Origin of the sequence: Mobiluncus curtisii subsp. curtisii ATCC 35241 (assembly GCF_000146285.1) — a bacterium.
Lineage (GTDB): Bacteria > Actinomycetota > Actinomycetes > Actinomycetales > Actinomycetaceae > Mobiluncus > Mobiluncus curtisii.
Window position 1 is genome coordinate 2,118,154 of sequence record NZ_GL385912.1, and the last position, 18,915, is coordinate 2,137,068.

Consider the following 18,915-nt stretch of genomic DNA (forward strand, 5'->3'; position numbering starts at 1 on the left):
CCTACCTTTTGCAGGCGCCGCCCCTTACTTGGGGTTGCCCAAATGTAGCCTGGCTTGAGCTTTCGCCAGACCGTTCTCTGCAATATCCGTCACACATTGTACCGCTCGGTCCAGAACCTCATCGAGGATACTTTGCTGCGACTTTGGGATACGCCCTAAAACCCAATTGATGACATCAAAACCCCCGCCAGGCATCTTCACGGGGCGTCCGATGCCAATGCGTAAACGTGCAAAGTCTTTCGTACCCAAAGCTTTTTGGATGGATTTAAGCCCGTTGTGACCCCCGTCGCTGCCGCCAACTTTCAGCTTGGCGTAACCCATTTCAAGGTCTAACTCATCATGAACCACCAGCAAACGGTCTGACCCAAGCCGATAATAGTCCAGCAGTTCTTTCACCCCCGGACCCGATTCATTCATGTATGAGCCAGTATGCGCCACGATAATCTTGGGCGCGTCAACCCCGTAGCCCAAGCTCACCGTCGCCACGCGCGCCACCACTCCCGCACGCGCTAGAGACTGATTCCGATATGCCTGACCCGACTGCTTCACAAAGCAATCAGTCACCATATATCCACAGTTGTGCCGCGTTCCGGCATATTTGTCACCGGGATTGCCAAGCCCCACCACGAGCCAGGTTCCCTCCTTGTCCAGCAGACGAGAAGGATCTAAACGTGGTTCGTGAGTGGGGCTCATCAGCAATCCAAATCAGTGTCCGGAAACCGCTATTATTCAGCAGCTTCTGCGGAAGCATCCGCAGCCGGAGCCTCAGCAGTTTCATCTTCTGCCGCCGGGGCTTCAGGAATATCAGCTTCCTGAGGAGCGGCGACGCTCAAAACAATCGCTTCCGGATCGGTCTTGGCTTCTACGCCCGCAGGCAGCTTAATGTCGGCTACGCTCAGCACCACGCCGTCTTCCAGACCATCCACGTTAACTTCAATCTTTTCCGGAATATCAATAACCGGGGCAAAAATTTCCATATTCAGCAGGTCCTGGTTGGCTACCAAACCAGACATGGGCTCACCAATGATTTCGATAGGTACTTCCACGTCCACCTTTTCGTCAGCCTTTACCAGCAGCAGGTCCATGTGCATAATCTGGCGCTTTACAGGGTGACGCTGAATGTCCTTAACCAGGACCATCGCCGGATTTTTGAGTCCCTTCAGGGAAATAACAGCGTTCGGGTTATCCTTCACCAACAGGAAAGTATCGTGGTAGGGCAGCAACAAGTGCACCGGATCCGTGCCGTGACCGTAAAGCACTGCCGGAATTTTGTCGGCAACTCGTGCGCGACGAGCAAAGCCCTTGCCAAAATCAGTGCGCGGTTCAACTTGCAAAGTGGGGTTATCAGCCATGGTTTTGTATCCTCCAAATTTGTACTCAGTATGTGTTTTCCCCGGAGGACCACGGATTCCTGTTGCGGGCTCTCTTTTCCGAAGTTTCGTCCCTCCCCTTACAGGTCGACAGACGAATCCGTTTCCTGTCACCAGACAGAAAAACCCGCCTTGCTCAAAAGCAAAAGCGGGCGAAGGGCATCCAGCAAAAGTTACCGGGCCGCGTCGATAACGGTTCACGCCACGGAATGACCGCTGCGCTCCCCCTCGCCGAGGCAACCTGATAATAATAGCGAAAACCCCGTAATTTTACTAATTTGCAGAAACTTTAACCTCCTGTGTCTCTCGCTGGCCGAGTGTAAATCTGATCAGAATCAATATTTGGGTATACCTAAAGATAAAATGTGAAACAATGATTCCATGAACGAAACCATCGATGTCCAGCTAGAGCATCGCACCATCCGCGAGTTTAAATCGGATCCCATTCCTGAGGATATTTTCCAAACCCTCATGGACGTTGCCATGCACACCCCCACGTCACGCGGGATACAAAGTGCGTCGATTATCCGCGTCAAGGATCAAGCAAAGCGTGAAAAACTGGCTGAAATCGGTGGTCAAGAATATGTCGCTCGCGCCCCGGAGTATTTGCTGTTCATCGTGGACTTAGCCAGGGCTGCAGCTATCCTGCAAGAGATGGGCTTGTACCCCCAATCAGCTGCCACAATAGATACGTTCCAAGAAGGATTCACCGATGCGGTCCTGATGGTTCAAAACGTGGTGGTAGCCGCCGAGTCTTTGGGGCTGGGAGCCAACATTTTAGGCAATATTTTGAACGAGCCTAAAGGGGTCATCGAGGCTATCGGTCTGCCCCTCTACACTTTCCCGGTACTGGGACTGACATTGGGATACCCTGGCGAAAACCCACAGCGGAAACCGCGGATGCCCAAAGAATTCCGAGTCATGACTGACACCTACGTGCGTCCAGATTCCTACCTGGAAGCCCTCAAAGATTACGACGCACAGATGCGCGAATACTATGACCTGCGCAATAAGGGCAAGCGCGAGGACAAGTTTACGAATCAAATCTTCCAGAACTTAGGCAAGGTCCGCAATCGTCGTGCCTCCATCCTGGATGACATTGAATCTCAGGGATTCCTGATGCACCCCTAGAGTAAAGCTCTAGGGGACTCACACCGGATTTACTCAAACAGGGCAGTTACAGAGCCTTCTTCAAAGACCTGACGAATTGCCCTGGCTAACAACGGTGCAATCGGCAAGACCTTGAGTTGCGGGAAGCACTTGTCCGGAGGAATCGGTACCGTATCCGTAACGATAACTTCACGGGCGCCGCATTCGCTCAGACGCTTTGCTGCGGGGTCAGAAAACACCGCGTGCGTCGCCGCTACCAGCACGTCCTTTGCTCCGGCGTGCTTCAAGACCCCCACGGCTTCGGCAATTGTGCCACCGGTATCAATTAAGTCATCTACCAGCACGCAGGTTCGCCCGGCAACGTCGCCCACCACACGATTAGCTACCGCCACATTGGGACGAGAGGTATCGCGAGTCTTGTGCACAAAAGCCAGAGGGTATCCACCCAAGCGATTAGCCCACTTTTCAGCCACGCGAATTCGACCGGCATCCGGAGACACCACGGTCACGTTATTCAAATCCACGCGGGTGCGGACGTAATCAATCAACACTGGCATCGCCTGGAGGTGATCCACCGGACCGGTAAAGAAGCCCTGTTCCTGCGAGGCGTGCATATCAATACTCATTAAGCGAGAGGCCCCAGCCGTCTTGTACAAATCCGAAATCAGACGCGCCGAAATCGGCTCGCGACCTTGGTGCTTCTTATCTTGACGTGCGTAGGGATACAGCGGGGCAACCACGGTAATGCGTTTGGCGCTGGCACGCTTCAGGGCGTCAATCATGATGAAATGTTCCATCAACCACTTGGAGACATTGCCAGAAATTGACTGGATGCAGAACACGTCGCAGCCGCGCACTGACTCGTTGTACCGCACATAGATTTCGCCCGAGGCAAAGTCGTAAATCGTAGTCGGCAGCACCTCCACGTCAAGTTCTTTAGCGACCTGTTCAGCCAGTTCGGGATGCGATCGTCCGGTCACAATCACCAAACGCTTACGTGGGGTATCAAACAACTCTGCCATTCGTGTTTCCTTCTTTTATTGGAGTTTTTTCTGTTGTTGCAAGGGTTTTTTCGCAGGTCTTACCGTCCCTGCAGTGTACGGGGACTAATTATCACCCGCGGTTTTATCCGGAGAGTTTTCTTTGGCTTGTTCAGCCCGCATGGCTTCGATGGCGGCGATAGTTTCGGGTCGATGTTCGGCGACCCAACCAGGAATTTGGCGCATGTGGAAATCATTGACTGCCAAGTTCCCGTCCGGGATGTCTTGACGGACGATAGTTCCCCCACCGGTATAAACGCCGTCACCGATATTGACCGGGGCAATGAACACGTTATTAGCGCCGGTCCGGCAGTGCGAACCAACATTCGAGTGATGTTTGTGCACCCCATCGTAGTTAGCAAAGATTGTAGCGGCGCCGATGTTAGTGCCTTCCCCGATGGTGGCATCCCCCACATAAGACAGGTGCGGGATCTTGGTACCCCGCCCGACCTGGATATTTTTGGTTTCGCAAAAGCCTCCGACCTTCGTGTTCTCCGACAGAATGGTTCCCGGACGCAAGTAGGTAAAAGGTCCGATATATGAATGCGCTCCGATTTCAGAGGACAGACCGTGAACTCGAAAGACTTCCGCGTCGTCCCCCACTTTCATATCAATAAGGGTCGAGTCCGGTCCGATACGGCAATCCTCACCAATGGTGGTGTGACGGCGCAGCTGCGTATTGGGATAAATCGTGGTGTCCTGACCAATGGTCACGTCAGCATCAATCCATGTCGTAGTCGGGTCGATGATGGTGACACCCTGGAGCATCCAGTACCGAGTCCGGCGGCGATTGTATTCGGCTCGCAGCTCAGCCAGCTGCGCTCTATCGTTACAGCCTTCCGCTTGTGCCGTGTCCGCCAACAGCACCGAAGACACTTTCAGTCCTTCCTGCCGGGCAGCCTTAATCGTGTCGGTCAAATAGATTTCCCCTTGGTCGTTGTTTGTCAACAGGGTCGGGAGGCAGCGGTTTAAGAATTCCGCCCCAAAAGCGTAAATCCCCGCGTTCACCTCTTTGATTTGCTTCTGCGCATAGGTTGCATCGCGTTCCTCGACGATACCGGCGACGTGCCCTGCCACCCGCTGAATTCGCCCGTAGCCAAAGGGGTTGGCTATCTCGGTGGTCAGCAAGCACAACGCCGCGCCTTCCTCTTCACGAGTCTCTGCGAGAGACAGAATCGTGGAGGAATCAAGCAACGGCACATCAGCGGAAGTCACCACCAAAGTGCCTGTCGCGACTCCCAGTTCCTCGAGCTTCTGCAAAGCACACCACACGGCTCGACCGGTGCCGGGCACATCATCTTGGCGCGCAATCACGATGTCAGGATTGACCGCCAGAGCTTCGGCAGCGACGGCATCAGCCTGGTGACGAACCACTACCACGATGCGTTCCGGTTCAATTTCCATAGCGGTGTGGATAGCGTGAGAAAGCAGGGTGCGCCCTGCGAAAGAGTGCAAGACCTTGGCTTTCTTAGACTTCATACGAGTGCCTTGGCCTGCCGCCAAGATTACGATGGTGGTGACGTTGGTCATGTTCCTATCCTAGCGCCTTGCCCGACCCTAAAAAGCAAAAAGTTCCGCCCCCAGGATTCGAACCCAGACTAAAGGTACCAAAAACCTCTGTGCTGCCATTACACCAGGGCGGAATGCGCCGCTGACTACAATCAAGACAGCGCCTATCTATTTTGCCATTTTTCAACTTTTTTAGAAAGTTGAGACTGCTAATTAGCTGTCCCATATCTTGCCGGTATCGCGGGTACTGACCGGATTGGCAGAATTATTTTGTTCTGAGCGCCCGGATTCTGAGAGGTTTCCCATGGGTGCCGGGAAACATAGACCCAGGATACAAAGATTTCTCCGCGACAAAGATTCTCGACCTCGAGTATTATTAAAGAAATTTTTTCCGGCAATAGGACGGTACTATGGTTCCCCCTTCCGCTTTACCTGATGGTGACGAAGTCGACGGCATCCTTAAGGCTTGGCGTGCCCTGCTTCCCCATGCTGATTTAACTCCACTTTCAGTGTTTTCCCGCGTGTCACGTCTCGCTCGCCACCTCGACCAGGCGCGCCGCGAGGCGTTTTCTTCAGTAGACCTGGAGCCTTGGGCTTTCGACGTGCTTTCCGCTCTGCGCCGGGCAGGAGAGCCTTTTTCTCTGACACCGGGAGTGCTCATGCAGCAATCGCTGGTATCCTCCGGGACGATGACGAACCGCATCGACCGTTTGGAAGAACGCGGACTGGTACGTCGCTGCGCCCATCCGGAGGACCGTCGCGCCATCCTGGTGGAACTCACCGAAGACGGCAAGAAACACGCCGATGCCGCGATTACCAAACTTATGGCTACGGAACGCGACTGGCTAGGGGATCTTTCCGAAGCGGACGTTAACGAATTAGCGCGCCTGTTGCGAGCCGTGCTCCTCCCCTTCGATGCCCAGTCGCGGTGAGAAAACCGGAGAGATGCGTTTTCCGCAACTTTCGCGTTCAGTCCCCAGACAGTCCACGACTTGAGTATCTGAACAGCCATCTCGCACTTTATTCATCTACCCCAACTCTCAATGCGGGCTGCTGCCGAAGCTGGTCTGGTCAGGGCACTTTCCCAATCAGCTGCATACCGGTCCGGTGGCGCTGAACACACACGCTACCAAAGGATGCGCCTCCAGCCTCGCCGCCACTATTTTTTGGGAGGACGCATCTGGGCACAAAGCGGCAACGGTCGGACCGGAGCCGGAAACGAGAGCTTTCAAAGCCCCCGCCTGCTCTGCCGCGACGATAATTTGGGATAGCTCGGGGAAAATGCTTAGGGCTGCGGTCTGCAAATCGTTGTGAAGGTATCCAGCCAGTTCAGCGGGATTCCCATCCAGAGCTGCTAGGAAGTCGGGCGAAAGTGCGGAAGGTAGGGGCTGCGGATGCGAAACCATCCTGTCGAAAGCTTTAAAAACTTCCGGCGTGGACAGACCACGAGGAGAAACCGCCAGGACCCAGTAGCATTTTGTACTGCCCGGTAAACTCTGCATTCTGTCTCCGAACCCAAGCCCCAAAGCGTTTCCCCCGGTTAGACCGTAAGGCACGTCCGCGCCCAGTTTCGCCCCCAGAGACTGCAGATCGCTGCTGGTGAATCCCAGTTCGTAAAGCTGGTTCACAGCATATAACACCCCGGCGGCATCGGCTGACCCTCCTGCCATACCACCTGCCACCGGAATATTTTTCTCAATCTTTATGCTGGTGAAGGGCACTGTGGCACCAGTTTCACGCAAGGTCTGAACCGCTTTGAGAGCGAGGTTTTCCGGTCCGTCCAGGTTCTTTGGTCCAGTCAATCCGGGAGCCAGCACGGTATGAACCATATCTGTTTCGCCTGCATCACGGGGTTCTACCGTCAGATATTCTCCCAGGTCCAGGCACTGGAATACCGTCAGTAGCTCGTGTCGTGGCTGCCCAGCAGGACGCTGCCCCACCTGAAGCAACAGGTTCACTTTTCCGGGTGCAAACACTTTGAGGCGCCGTCCCGGTTCATTCTCGAGAATCCTCACGCCACTCATTTTGTATCATTCGTTCCATAAAGTTTTGCAGCTGCGATTTTCGTGAAGTCGATGACACTGAGACGTTCAGCCCGCAATCCCGGTGTGATTCCAACCGCTTCCAGCAAATTGGCAGCCGCGTTGGGGGAACCGGCATACCCAGCCAAGGACTGCCGTAACGTCTTGCGGCGCTGCGAAAATGCCGCATTCACAGCCGCGAACACTTCCTGCCGCAACGTTTCGATTGCCTCATCCGTCAAGCCTTCTGCGCTCAGTTTCAGGTCGTCCTTGAGTCGTTGACGCACCTCTAAACGTCGAAACTCCACCACGGTTGAATCCACATTCGGGACAGGATAAAACACATTCCGCCCCACTTTAAAAGCACGCTTCGCCCTGCCCCACCACGCCAGTTTGACGCTGGGAGCCCCGTAATCGCCGTCAGCGACTCCTGCCACCCAGCGATCCGCCACTTCGGCTTGCACCATAACCAGAGCACTCTCCAGACCTGGCAGTACTTCCAAGAAATGCAGCAACAGGGGGGTGGCAACATTGTAGGGCAGGTTCGCTACCAACCGGTGTGGTGCTGTCCATCCCGCGGGGAGTTCTAGGTCTGATTCACCAGCAATCTCCAGAGCATCTTGGGTCATGACGCACAAGTCCGCGCTGTTCGCACCATGTTGAGCGACCGTCACCGGGAGGGCAGCAGCCAACCGCTGGTCAATCTCAATAGCGATGACTCTGCAGCCTAGTTCCAACAACGCCAGAGTCAAAGACCCCAGTCCCGGACCAATTTCCACAACCGTGTCGCCGGGGGAAATCCCTGCTGCAGCCGCAATGCGTCGCACAGTCCCCGGATCGGTGACGAAATTTTGACCTTTTTTCTTACTCGGAGATACCTCTAAGAGCGCACAGAGCTCTGAGACATCGCGAGCACCTAACAAAAACACGTCCGAATTTTAGCGCAGACCGAGCTTCCGGGAGCACGCCGGCCACTGTCCCCAACCTGAACGAGCTTGCAGAATTTGAGCCCGGTGGGTCTGTTCTTCTGCCGAAGCCTCCGACGGCAGACCGGAACCTCCTACCGCCCGCCAAGTCGGCAGTGTGAACTGGTACATTCCGTAGAACCCATTGCCTGTGTTCGTATCGGGGCGCCCCCCGGCCTCACAAAATGCCAGTTTGCTCCACACGTCACCGGTCGCGGCAATAGGTTGCGAGGCAGGACGTTTCTTTGTCCCGACCGTAACCTTTTCGTTGACCGGTTGAGTCACGACATTTTCGCTCAAGACTTCTTCGGACGAAACCACACCGTCAATGCTGCGCACTTTCTTGGTGATTTCTTTTTCCCCGGTCGTGCCCTTTTGCGTCACGACCTTTTCATCAGCAAACTTCGAATCATCCTTGATAGTTTCGGTTTCGAACTGAATCGGCTCGCTCACCGTGACGTTTTCTTCCGTGATGCGCTGCACCTGCACGATAGGCGCCACACCGGGGTTAAACAGCACTTGGACGGTGTCCAAGCCGGTCAGCTTCACTTTGTTGCGATCCAGGATGTCCTCGGGCGCGAAGTCAGATTTCGCAGCTTTCATCTGTGCGGTGACCCCATCGTGAACCAACTGATAATTCTCACCCGGAGCAAAGAGTGCCAGGGGTAGACCATGCAAATCTTTGCCGCTGGTGCCCACGAATTGCACCGCTTGACCGTCCCAGAGAGACTTAATCGCCGCACTAGCGGAGTCTTCCGTGGTGTCGACATCTTTCCTGGTGCCGTTGACCATGACAGTTAAGCCACGCGAACTTTCGATAGTAATTTTCATCCCGTTCTTGACGGGGGTCTCGGGGGCAGGAATTACGGAATCTTTAGCACTAAAGCTCACACCGTTTTCAGCCAACAAATCTGATACCGTCGTACCCCAGCCACCGAATTCCTGGACCTTGCCGTCTGCGACCACGGTTGCGGTCTTATGCGCCATAGCAAATGCGGTACCGATACCGGTTCCCAGCACTAGGGTAGCTGCCAACGCGCCCACCAGGGGTATAAAGATTTTTCGTGGACCTCGAGCCGGTTTAATCTCCAGATGACGTGGGGCTCGTTTGGGGGATACGCTCATATTTGCAGTGTTCTCTTCCATCAACAAAAATGTTATCGAATCGTTATATTTTTGTCTAGTTCGTTACCTATTGTACACCTTCAGTTAACAAAAGCCACTGCTTTAACAATTTTAACTTTTCTAACATCCTGGTACTGACTTGAATGAATCCTAGAACCCGTAAACCTCGGTGGCGTTGCGAAAAGTTTGTTCGCGCAGCTCTTCGCTCGTTACCTGGGTCAACTCCGCCAAAAAGTCCGCGGTATGCCCAATCAGATAGGAGGCGTTGGGTCGACCCCGATAAGGCTGGGGCGTCAGATACGGAGCATCAGTTTCAATGAGGCGCAGATGCGCTGGCATTGCCAGGGCACCAGCTTGAATATCCCGATTAGCGGGGTAGGTCACGTTTCCCGCAAAAGACGCATACCACCCATTTTCTGCCAGAATTTCTGCCAATTCCTCGTCCCCGGAAAAGCAGTGAAAAACTGTCTTTTGCGGAGCTCCGCAGCGCTGTAACATTTCTACACAATCCTGATGGGCGTTACGGTCGTGAATCTGCAGGGGTAAATCCAATGCCTTGGCCAACTCGATATGCGCCGCAAATGCTTGCTTTTGCGCGTCCTTACCGGCTTCGGCAGTGCGGAAATAATCCAATCCGGTTTCCCCAATAGCGACCACCGTCTCTGGAAATTCCCGGGCGGTTTGCTCTACTGTCGCCAAGGCGTCATCGAGAGGGGTTTCCTGCCAGACTTCCCGCGTCTGCACCACGTTATCCGGTGCGGTATCCAGAATCCCCAGATGGCGCGGAGCATCGTTGGGGTGAATCGCCACCGCAAAACGCACCATTTCAAAAGCGGAACCGGCTAACCGTTCCCGGTCGGTTGACAGCACCTGGACTTCTGGAAGGCTGCACAGAGAGACAACCACACGCTGAACCCCGGCTTGTACCGCCCGTTCCATTTGTTCTTCAGCACTCAGTCGCACTCCGGTGGAATCGCTAACGTAGTCCCCCGGCAACAGAGGCAGATGCGTGTGATTGTCAAACAATCTGCCGGTACCAAAGACCTGCGCTCCGCCTTCAAAAGGCTCTCCGCTCACCGGCACGGGTGGCCACACTTTTGGCTTTGACTTGCGCTTACTCACCTTGAGTCCTCAGAACGTGGGTTACTTTTGCAGCAAATTAGCGTAACGTTCGTGTTCCTCCGCGACAACAGACTCATCTAGCTTCTGGAATACTGGAGCTGGTTTTGCCACGGCTTGCCCCACCCGTACCGGATGCCTTTCCCACGTTGGGGCGTTGCGGTAGTCTCCGGTAATAATCGGGTAAGTGCGGTCGCTCCCGTCCTCATTCTTCACGTCTAAATCGACAACTTCTTCAATACGGGGAAGAGGAGCCACGTCCCCAGCCCCACCCAGGACCTTGTCGATAGCGTTTGATGAGGTCGGTAAGAATGGCGACATCATCAGGTTCAAATCTGTCACCACCTGAGCCAGGACATGCAAAATCGTTCCCAGCCGGTCGCGCTGTGACTCGTCTTTCAGCTTGAAGGGCTCCGTGGTGGTGACGTAGCGATTAGCCTCCCCCACCAGGCGCATAATCTCAGCTAGTGCAGCCTTTTGATGATGGCTTTCGATGAGGTCACCCACAGTTTCAAATCCAGCATTGACAGCATCCAAAAGCGCCTGATCCTCAGCCGTGAAATCTCCAGCTGGGGGAATTTCTCCAAATTTCTTGGCAATCATGGAAGCGGTGCGGTTGACCAAGTTGCCCCAGGCAGCCACCAACTCAGAGTTCGTACGGCGCACAAACTCGCTCCAGGTAAAATCAGAATCCTGATTCTCTGGTCCCGCCGCGGAGATAAAATACCGCAACGCATCGACTTGGTAGCGAGACAGCATGTCACGCACATAAATCACAATTCCACGCGAGGAGGCAAACTTCTTGCCTTCCATGGTCAAAAACTCTGAGGAAACGACCTCGGTAGGCAAGTTTAGGACACCCAAGTCGCCAGGTTTCCCGCCGAAGTCTCCACGTCCGTTGTAGCCCAGCATTTCGGCAGGCCAAATCTGGGAGTGAAACACAATGTTGTCTTTGCCCATAAAGTAATAAGACAGGGATTCGGGGTCATTCCACCACTGACGCCAATCCTCTGGGGACTGGCCAAACCGGCGCGCCCACTCGATAGAAGCTGAGAGATAGCCAATTACCGCATCAAACCAGACATAGAGTCGCTTGGGCTGATCCTCCCAACCGGGAATAGGGATGCCCCAGTCAATGTCACGGGTCATGGCTCGCGGCTTAATGTCCTTTAGGAAGTTCTTGGAGAACTTGATGACATTAGGTCGCCAATTGCCGTTCTTTTCACGGTCGTCGAGCCACTCGTTCAAGGCGCGGGCGAGAGCCGGTAAATCTAAAAAGTAGTGGTCAGTTTCCACGAATTCTGGAGTCTCACCATTAATCTTGGAGCGCGGACGAATCAGGTCGGTGGGGTCGAGCTGGTTGCCACAGGCATCGCATTGATCCCCTCGGGCTCCTTCTGCCCCACAGATGGGACAAGTCCCTTCTATGTAGCGGTCGGGAAGGGTTCGTCCGGTGGAAGGCGAAATCGCACCACGAGTGGTCTGCACCTTCATATAACCGTTATCCCGCACCACTTTGAACATGGCACGAACAGTGTCATAGTGATTGCCCGTAGTGGTACGAGTAAACAAATCATAAGACAAACCCAGCTGGCACAAATCCTCCACGATCGCCCGATTGTTTCGGTTCGCCAATTCTCGCGGAGTCAGTCCGGCAGCCTCGGCAGCAACCAGAATTGGCGTGCCGTGCTCATCCGTGCCGGACACCATCAGCACGTCATGCCCCCGCATCCGCATATAGCGGGAAAAAACATCCGAGGGAATTCCAAAACCAGCAACATGTCCAATGTGACGCGGGCCATTAGCGTAGGGCCAAGCGACGGCAGAAAGTATATGTGTCATGACACTATCCTAACGCCGCCGGTAAGTTCCCTAAATCCAATACGCCCACTTCGTGTTGGGATTATTCAGCCACATCCGCCATCCGTAGTGATCTTCGGGCATGGGCATCCCCGTCCAGATGGGGAAAAAGAACACCGCTGCTGAGAAAATGAACACCAAAATCATCAGGGCAGTGATGAATTCACCTCGTGAAACCTGGCTCAGAGCCGGCACCAGATTGTATCGTCCGGTCCAGTTTTTGTCTTTGGTGATTCTCCAAGCCCCCATCAGCAAGCCCAACAGGTATATCACTGCCATAATCATGAAGGGAGAGATAACCACCGTGTAAAAAGTAAATATGGTGCGATTTGAATACACCAACCAAGGCAACCAAGTGGCCATATATCCAGTAAAAATCAGTCCCGCGCGCCAGTCGAGGAATCCAAAAGCCGCGATGATAATCAGGAAGAACGCCACAAAACCGACCCACCACAGAATCGGGTTGCCCAAAGAATTGACCGCCGCAATGCATCTGCTCGATCCACAATCTCCCGGTACTTCTTGGTAATAAAACGAAGTCGGACGCAACTGCAAAAGCCAACCCCACGGATTAGCCATGTAGGGGTGGGTAGCATCCAGATTGGTATGGAAAACGAAAATTTGGCGATGATAATCAAGCCAATCCGCAACCAAACCGCGATTGGTGTGCCCCCACGCTTGCGAATGAGTGAACCAGCCAATCCAAGAAGCCACGTAAGTGAGGAAAGCAATCGGTACCAGGTTTACAAAGGCGGGAATTCCTCCAGTTAAGACAGACGATCCAATCCACCTTGGCTCGGTACTCCACCGGGCGGATAATTCCCGCAAAAATACAAAAATCCCAAAGACTGCTAGGACATAGAGACCCGACCATTTCACGCTCATCGCCAAACCAAACGCGATGCCTGCCGCAAACAGCCAGGGACGCCACCAACAGCTCGGTCCCCACGCGAGAGAAAAATTGGAAAAATCCGGGGTGCTGCCGGGACCGGTAAACGGGCGTGAGCTACCTCGTGAATTCGCCGCGGTCGCATTTTGTGCACGACGAAATCGTTGCCGCAGCTGTTCAGTACGCCGGGTCGCATCGACACTGGCAAGGGCGGCTATGAGCCGCGGACGATAGCTGAGTTGATCGCGAACGACGCACAGCACTCCCAGAAGGATAAACATTTCCAGGATAATGTCCAGGATGGCGGTGCGTGACAGAGCGATTTGCACCCCGTCCAACCCCATCAGAACCGAGGCAAGAGTGGCCATCCTCGCGTTGCCAAACAGCTCCCACACGATGCGGCCCACCAGGTAGACCGCTACCGCTCCCGCTATACAGACCGCGATACGCCACCCAAACGGTTGATTGCCAAACAGCTTAATTCCCAGCCCAATCAACCATTTTCCCACGGTGGGATGCACCACGAAAGCACCTTCTAGCGGAGTTTTGAAGCTTCCGGTGAGGAAAGTGGAATCATAGTCTTTTGGCCATTGCACTTCGTAGCCGCGTTTAATCAATCCATAAGCATCTTTGACATAGTACGTCTCGTCAAAAACCAAAGTTTTGATGGCATCCAGACGCACCACCCGAGTCAAAAACACCAGAATGGATACCACCAGAGGCCCCAACCAGCCCCAGAGATATTCTCGATCCCCACGCTCGGGTCGGGTTTGGAAAGCGTTTCCCACATAGGTCAGTCGGTTCCTCCCCGGACGTGGCGGCAAAACCCGGCTGGACGCGGAAGTGTTTCTGTAATCCGGGGTGGCAGGTCGAGGTGGGATATTCACAACCCCAGTTTAATGGAAGAATAGAACCGTGAGCATGGATTATCCCCCGGTGTTTGAGGAAGTGAACCTGGTTTTGGCAGGGACTCCGATTGGAAATGTCGGGGACAGCTCACCACGTTTACGCGAGGCACTTCGCGACGCTGAGGTCGTGGCTTGCGAAGATACCCGCCGAACCCGAGATTTGGCTCACCGCTTGCGGGTTGAAATGTCTGCCCGACTGCTGGCTTATCACGAACATAACGAAGCCACAATGACTCCGGAATTATTGAACTTAGCCCGCGACGGCAAGCGAGTCCTGCAAGTCTCAGATGCGGGAATGCCGGGAATTTCAGATCCCGGATTTCGGCTGGGTCACGCTGCCGGGAACGCCGGAATACCGTTTACGGTTCTCCCCGGACCATCTGCACCGCTACTCGCTTTAGTAGGGTCGGGTTTGCCTACAGATTCCTTTACTTTTGTGGGTTTTTTACCACGTAAGTTCGCCGCTTTATACCATACGTTACAATCTCTCTCCGCTCGTAACGAGTCCCTGATTTTCTTAGAGTCGCCACGCCGAACCGTTGAGACACTGGACGCTATGGTCCAGGTTTTCGGCGCCAATCGACCGACTGTGGTAGCGCGAGAACTGACGAAAACACACGAAGAATTTATCCGAGGCACCCTAGAATCTGTGCATTCCGAGTTATGTTCCCGACTTGAGGTTTTAGGTGAAATCGTTATCGTCGTCCAAGGCGCAACCGCCGGGAACGAATCTGCGGATTCAACCCTGCATCTCGATAAGCTGGAACAGCTGGTACAGAATGGGGTGAAGGCAAAAACAGCCGCCAAGCTCATTGCGACCTGGTTCGGAGGCTCTGCGAATGAACTTTTTTCCTCGTACCTTGAGGGGAAAAATGGCTAAGCCCAGACTCCAGGTATGACGGTCGCACAACGGGGGCACTGCCCGGATTCTCCAACTGTGTTTTGAGACACATCGAACCAATCCCGCGCAATGAGCAGATCTCCGCACCCGGGACAAAACGTACTTCCCCCCTCACGGTCGCGCACGTTGCCGGTATAGACAAACCGAACCCCCTCCCCGCACGCGATTTCCCGTGCCCGCTGCAACGTTGTTGCTGGAGTCCGGGGCACATTCCGCATCTTCCAGTCGGGATGAAAAGCCGAGAAATGCAGGGGAACGTCCGGTCCAACATTTTCGACTATCCACTTCGAGAGGTTCCGAATTTCCCCGTCAGAATCGTTGTGACCGGGGATGAGCAACGTGGTCAGTTCCACCCAGCACTTGGTTTCGTTGCAAACATAAGCAATAGTTTCCAACACGTCTCGCAAATGCGCACCGGTGAGGCGCCAATAGAAATCTTCTGTAAACCCCTTTAAATCGAGGTTCGCTCCGTCCATTACGGCATACATCTCCCGTCGCGGTTCGGCGCAAATGTATCCAGCACTCACCGCTATCGTCCGCAACTTCTCAGCGTGGCAGGCTCTCGCAGTATCTATGGCATATTCCGCAAAAATCGTGGGATCGTTATAGGTGAAAGCAACTGATTTCGCCCTGTACCGCAGCGCTAAATCCGCGATTTCACCCGGACTAACGCTGGTGGTTAAACGGTCATTTTCTCGAGCCTTGGAAATATCCCAATTTTGGCAAAACCGACAGTTCAGATTGCATCCGGCGGTTCCAAAAGACAGTACTTGAGTGCCGGGCAGGAAATGATACAGCGGTTTTTTCTCGACGGGATCAAGCCCAAAACCGGAACAGCGCCCATAGGTATCGAGTACCATTTCTCGATTTCGAGCCAAACGGGTATAGCAAAAGCCGCGTTGCCCTTCTCGCAACGTGCAAGCGCGTGGACATAAGCCACAGCGAATCCTGCCGTCCTCGCGCCAGGTCCACCACTTTGCGACCCGCCCTCGACATTGTGCACCGATAGTTTTCGATACATCTCCCATAAATCAACCTTAGACTGAAACCATGAAAATTTTTGCGCACCGCGGACTAAACCGAAAAGCACCAGAAAACACCCTGTCAGCATTCCGCCTGGCTCACGAAGCCGGGGTGGAATGGATAGAAACTGACGTTGACATTCTGGGGGACGGCACCGCTGTCATCCTCCACGATTCCACCTTAGATCGCACTACCGACCGCTGCGGTTCAATATATGACCTGACAGTTGCAGATCTCGACCAGATTTCCGCGGGAGCAAAATTTGGTGACAGCACCAGTTACCGCCATGAGAGGATTCCCCTCCTCACTGACCTTTTGACCTTCCTGAAAGAAAGCCATATGAAATGCAATCTGGAAGTGAAATCTAACGAGGCTGGGGGCGCTATGTCTCGCCGCTTGGTTGACACAGTTTTACGTGAAATCCAGGATGTCAGCCCCACGGAGCTGCTCATTAGCTCGTTTAATCACGTATTTCTGTACCAGATTCATCAGCAACGTCCTGACTTGCAACTAGCGTGCCTGTTCACCAAAGAATGTCTGTGGGAAGACGCAGTTAGCCGCTGTGAACAGGTCGGCGCCACCGCGATTCATCCCGAGGACTCCGGTCTAACCATTGAAATTACGAAACGTCTCCAAGATGCGGGACTGCAGATAAACGTGTGGACCGTCAACGACCCCACCCGTGCGCGAGAACTCGCCAGTTGGGGAGTCGATGGAATTTTTACGGACATTGCTGACGAAATGCGCGCGTCTCTAGGAGACTGAACACACTGAGTTACTTTTTGCGAGGTCAAGCTCCCAGCAAATCTGCCAAAGCAGTCAAGCACGGGGAAGCTCCACCCTCGATACGCAAATCCGCTGCGCGATCGTACATGGTGCGACCCCGATTGATGATTGCCAGTGGGGCTCCTTTGGCTAGTCCTGCCTGCATCACGTACGAGGCTGTCCCCACCACCAGCGAAGAACCTACCACCAGCACTACGTCTGCCGCTGCCGCTGCCGCATAAGCCCTGGACATCACCTCCGCAGGAAGTAACTGTCCGAAAAACACGACAGCTGGTTTGAGTAGCCCTCCGCATCGCTCACAAGGCACAGTCTGGAACGTACAGGACTCGGCAGCTTTCCGGTCTGCCACTGCCAGAATAGCAACGTGGGCAGGGTCCAAATCAAGAGGATAGTCCGGATTGGCCTCGGTGAGTCGCTCGTGCAGCGGTTGTCTAGCGGTAACTTCCCCACAATCCACGCATTCCACTCGCACAAAAGAACCGTGCATCTCATAGACTTCTTGGCACCCAGCTTTCAAATCCAAGCCATCAACATTTTGAGTCGCGATGCCGGTCAGCAGCCCGGCACGTTCCAGTCTTGCTTGCGCAAGATGCGCTGGAGCGGGATCAAGGGACAACATGGTTTGCCAGGTTTGGTGATTACGTGCCCAGACCCAACGCTGCCACACCGGGTCACTGACGAATTGGTCATATTCAACCGAGGGTATCTCAGTGTTACCTTTACCGCGATAATCGGGAATTCCCGTGTCGGTGGACATGCCAGCCCCAGTGACCAGCACGGTCTTTTTCCCTCTCATCCATCCCGCCAGAGTCTCTAGCTGTTGCATCGTGGCGTCGTCGAGAGTTTCCATGGTTTAAGTCTACGACTGTTTTTCCTGCCCGCACTGGAAAGTAATCAGTGGCGTTCCATTTCTCGACAAGCACACGAAAATTAGTATTTGCAACGGTTAAATGCGGGAACCCTGCCGTACGGCAGGGTTCCCGCGAAAGGATTGTAATCAGAGATTAGCGAACGCTCGGAGCGGAGTAGGCAGTTGCATAAGCAGTATTCAGCTTAGCGATTGCCGCGTCGCATTCTGCAACGGTGGCTTTAGCCTTGAACCAAACACGCACAGCCTTAGTGATTTCTTTATTCAAAGTTTGGTAGGTGCGGAAGTTCTTGTGGGTCAAGATTTCTTTGTCGCGAGCCACGCGGGTGTTCCAGATAGCCTTGTTCAACAGGTCCTTCACGTAGATGGTTGCGGTATCGGTGGACTTCAAGTCACGGTAGGTAGAGACACGCTCGTAAGTAGCGCGCAGGTCGCTGATAGAGTCGTTCAGCTGGTACACGGTCGCACCGATATTTGCCACCCGCATAATAGCGCGAGTCACGGAGAAGCCGAGCTCTACGTGAGCTTTCTGAATCTTGTAACGCAGATTATTAGCGGACTTATCAACAGTCAGACCAATCTCAACAATGAGGTGGGTACGAGCCATAATCAAATCCGGGTTTGCCAGGGTCTGGTAGCCTCCTGCGACCACGGCGAGGGACTGGGTCAGCTCCGTAGCAGTTGCGAAGAGCTTATCGAATTCTTTAGACCAATCAGCCTTCGGTTCCTCAGACTGAATTTCCTTGAGGGTCTCTACGGCAGCGTTAATATCGTCAATAGCGCTCTGAGCCTCGGAAGGAGTAAGCTCAGTGGAACGTTCTGCGGTAACAGGAGCCGGGGTCTCCTCTGTGGCAGCGCTTTCGGCAGCCTCTTCCTCTGCTGGCTCAGTGGTCTCTGCATCCTCAGCTTGGTCAGCTGCTTCAACCTCGTCGCTCTGCGGGGCAGCTGCGGCAACAGCATCAGCAGCGGGTTCGGTCACATCAACGGTTGAAACTTCATTGGCAGGAACTTCGTCATCAGCCAACGCCGGCAAAATCGTCATACCTGGGATAGCAATCGCAGCGGCTACAGCCAGAGTAACAAACTTCTTGTTCATGAAAATGATTCCCTTCAAAATCAAGTTACATAGTGGTTTCTGCAACCTGCTTAGCGACCTTGCATGCATCAGTTGTTTCAACCTTTGACACATTAACTATAAACACTCTGGATGTAAACTGAAAATTACCTGAGTCTATGTTCGAAGAATGAGACTATCAAAAAGGCTCTACCTTGCTATTTGCACCCATGTTTGCTCGGTGTGACATTCTCGTCTTCAGCTTAATCTCTGAATTTTTCCTGTAAGAAATGAACCGCCGACTAAATCGACTCACATGTGCTGGTATTACGAGAGGTGTATTGTGAGGTTGGTCGGGTTTGTGTGG

17 protein-coding genes and 1 tRNA gene are annotated in these 18,915 nt (G+C 53.8%); 4 read left to right on the plus strand and 14 right to left on the minus strand.

Features of this window, described 5'->3' with window-relative positions:
- Positions 1 to 24: 24 nt before the first annotated feature.
- Positions 25 to 693, minus strand: a complete 669-nt coding sequence (gene pth, locus HMPREF0574_RS09110; RefSeq protein ID WP_004008458.1) for an aminoacyl-tRNA hydrolase — start codon at positions 691 to 693, stop codon at positions 25 to 27.
- A gap of 32 nt (positions 694 to 725) precedes the next feature.
- Positions 726 to 1,352: a 50S ribosomal protein L25/general stress protein Ctc gene (locus tag HMPREF0574_RS09115; protein WP_004008459.1), complete on the minus strand. Its 627-nt coding sequence runs from the start codon at positions 1,350 to 1,352 to the stop codon at positions 726 to 728.
- 399 nt (positions 1,353 to 1,751) lie between these two features.
- On the opposite strand from HMPREF0574_RS09115, the gene HMPREF0574_RS09120 reads away from it, so the two are divergent.
- Positions 1,752 to 2,501, plus strand: a complete 750-nt coding sequence (locus tag HMPREF0574_RS09120; protein WP_004008461.1) for an NADPH-dependent oxidoreductase — start codon at positions 1,752 to 1,754, stop codon at positions 2,499 to 2,501.
- Positions 2,502 to 2,530: 29 nt separating this feature from the next.
- Here the strand turns inward: HMPREF0574_RS09120 and HMPREF0574_RS09125 are convergent, their stop codons facing one another.
- The 3 genes from HMPREF0574_RS09125 to HMPREF0574_RS09135 all read right to left on the minus strand — a co-directional run bounded on the left by HMPREF0574_RS09125 (position 2,531) and on the right by HMPREF0574_RS09135 (position 5,163).
- Entirely contained in the window at positions 2,531 to 3,502 is a 972-nt protein-coding gene (locus HMPREF0574_RS09125) for a ribose-phosphate diphosphokinase (protein WP_004008462.1), read from the minus strand.
- An 84-nt stretch (positions 3,503 to 3,586) separates the two neighbouring features.
- Complete coding sequence (gene glmU / locus HMPREF0574_RS09130; protein ID WP_004008463.1) at positions 3,587 to 5,050, minus strand: bifunctional UDP-N-acetylglucosamine diphosphorylase/glucosamine-1-phosphate N-acetyltransferase GlmU; 1,464 nt, start codon at positions 5,048 to 5,050, stop codon at positions 3,587 to 3,589.
- Between the two features lie 42 nt (positions 5,051 to 5,092).
- A tRNA-Gln gene (locus HMPREF0574_RS09135) sits at positions 5,093 to 5,163 on the minus strand.
- A 276-nt stretch (positions 5,164 to 5,439) separates the two neighbouring features.
- Between HMPREF0574_RS09135 and HMPREF0574_RS09140 the strand changes: the two genes are divergently transcribed.
- Entirely contained in the window at positions 5,440 to 5,961 is a 522-nt protein-coding gene (locus HMPREF0574_RS09140) for a MarR family winged helix-turn-helix transcriptional regulator (protein ID WP_004008464.1), read from the plus strand.
- A gap of 156 nt (positions 5,962 to 6,117) precedes the next feature.
- Here HMPREF0574_RS09140 and HMPREF0574_RS09145 read toward each other — a convergent pair whose 3' ends face one another.
- From HMPREF0574_RS09145 to HMPREF0574_RS09170, 6 genes are all read right to left on the minus strand, one after another.
- Positions 6,118 to 7,053: a 4-(cytidine 5'-diphospho)-2-C-methyl-D-erythritol kinase gene (locus HMPREF0574_RS09145; protein WP_004008465.1), complete on the minus strand. Its 936-nt coding sequence runs from the start codon at positions 7,051 to 7,053 to the stop codon at positions 6,118 to 6,120.
- Complete coding sequence (gene rsmA / locus HMPREF0574_RS09150) at positions 7,050 to 7,979, minus strand: 16S rRNA (adenine(1518)-N(6)/adenine(1519)-N(6))-dimethyltransferase RsmA (RefSeq protein WP_004008466.1); 930 nt, start codon at positions 7,977 to 7,979, stop codon at positions 7,050 to 7,052. Before rsmA ends, HMPREF0574_RS09145 begins: the two co-directional genes overlap by 4 nt.
- A 9-nt stretch (positions 7,980 to 7,988) precedes the next feature.
- Positions 7,989 to 9,161 (minus strand): resuscitation-promoting factor, encoded by a 1,173-nt coding sequence (locus HMPREF0574_RS09155; protein ID WP_004008467.1) that lies wholly within the window; start codon positions 9,159 to 9,161, stop codon positions 7,989 to 7,991.
- Between the two features lie 129 nt (positions 9,162 to 9,290).
- Positions 9,291 to 10,262 carry a TatD family hydrolase gene (locus tag HMPREF0574_RS09160; protein ID WP_004008468.1) on the minus strand — a complete coding sequence of 324 codons (972 nt, stop codon included), beginning with the start codon at positions 10,260 to 10,262 and terminating at the stop codon, positions 9,291 to 9,293.
- A gap of 21 nt (positions 10,263 to 10,283) precedes the next feature.
- Positions 10,284 to 12,101 carry a methionine--tRNA ligase gene (metG, locus tag HMPREF0574_RS09165; protein ID WP_004008469.1) on the minus strand — a complete coding sequence of 606 codons (1,818 nt, stop codon included), beginning with the start codon at positions 12,099 to 12,101 and terminating at the stop codon, positions 10,284 to 10,286.
- A gap of 30 nt (positions 12,102 to 12,131) precedes the next feature.
- Complete coding sequence (locus tag HMPREF0574_RS09170) at positions 12,132 to 13,796, minus strand: dolichyl-phosphate-mannose--protein mannosyltransferase (RefSeq protein ID WP_004008470.1); 1,665 nt, start codon at positions 13,794 to 13,796, stop codon at positions 12,132 to 12,134.
- A 133-nt stretch (positions 13,797 to 13,929) separates the two neighbouring features.
- Between HMPREF0574_RS09170 and rsmI the strand changes: the two genes are divergently transcribed.
- Positions 13,930 to 14,796, plus strand: coding sequence for a 16S rRNA (cytidine(1402)-2'-O)-methyltransferase (rsmI, locus tag HMPREF0574_RS09175; RefSeq protein WP_004008471.1), 867 nt, complete (start codon positions 13,930 to 13,932; stop codon positions 14,794 to 14,796).
- On the opposite strand, the gene amrS is transcribed toward rsmI, so the two are convergent.
- Complete coding sequence (gene amrS / locus HMPREF0574_RS09180) at positions 14,793 to 15,845, minus strand: AmmeMemoRadiSam system radical SAM enzyme (protein WP_004008472.1); 1,053 nt, start codon at positions 15,843 to 15,845, stop codon at positions 14,793 to 14,795. The genes rsmI and amrS overlap by 4 nt on opposite strands.
- Before the next feature lie 22 nt (positions 15,846 to 15,867).
- Here amrS and HMPREF0574_RS09185 point away from each other — a divergent pair, with 22 nt between their 5' ends.
- Positions 15,868 to 16,605, plus strand: a complete 738-nt coding sequence (locus HMPREF0574_RS09185; RefSeq protein WP_004008473.1) for a glycerophosphoryl diester phosphodiesterase — start codon at positions 15,868 to 15,870, stop codon at positions 16,603 to 16,605.
- 25 nt (positions 16,606 to 16,630) lie between these two features.
- On the opposite strand, the gene HMPREF0574_RS09190 is transcribed toward HMPREF0574_RS09185, so the two are convergent.
- Entirely contained in the window at positions 16,631 to 17,476 is an 846-nt protein-coding gene (locus HMPREF0574_RS09190; protein ID WP_004008474.1) for a Sir2 family NAD-dependent protein deacetylase, read from the minus strand.
- 154 nt (positions 17,477 to 17,630) lie between these two features.
- Positions 17,631 to 18,590 carry a CAMP factor family pore-forming toxin gene (locus HMPREF0574_RS09195; RefSeq protein ID WP_004008475.1) on the minus strand — a complete coding sequence of 320 codons (960 nt, stop codon included), beginning with the start codon at positions 18,588 to 18,590 and terminating at the stop codon, positions 17,631 to 17,633.
- Positions 18,591 to 18,915 lie beyond the last annotated feature (325 nt).